The 251-nt window shown below is 68.1% G+C and carries 1 protein-coding gene; it reads left to right on the top strand.

The genetic code is table 11. The annotated features are described in order from the left end of the window. A partial coding sequence (locus tag AX744_RS20790; RefSeq protein ID WP_197429251.1) for a hypothetical protein occupies window positions 1–251 on the top strand: 251 nt, incomplete at both ends.

Genomic DNA, 251 nt, shown 5'->3' on the forward strand with positions numbered 1-251 from the left:
CGAAGTCGTACGAGGTCATCGTGTGGAAGCAGCACTCGATGCCCGATGCGAGCACCATCTCCGCGCGTTCGACCATCGCCATCTCCGACGCGCAGTGGGAGATTCTGCGGCCGGCCCCTGTATCCGCCGCGATCGAGGTGTTCCTGGCCGATGGCACGACTCCGGCTGCCGGGGTGCCGCTCAAGGCGGGCGACAGGGTCGTGGTGAAGGGATCCGGCTACGACCCGACGGCGAACCTCGGCACCGAGGGG

It is taken from the genome of Microbacterium sp. CCH5-D1 (assembly GCF_001557335.1).
GTDB classification, from domain to species: domain Bacteria; phylum Actinomycetota; class Actinomycetes; order Actinomycetales; family Microbacteriaceae; genus Microbacterium; species Microbacterium oxydans.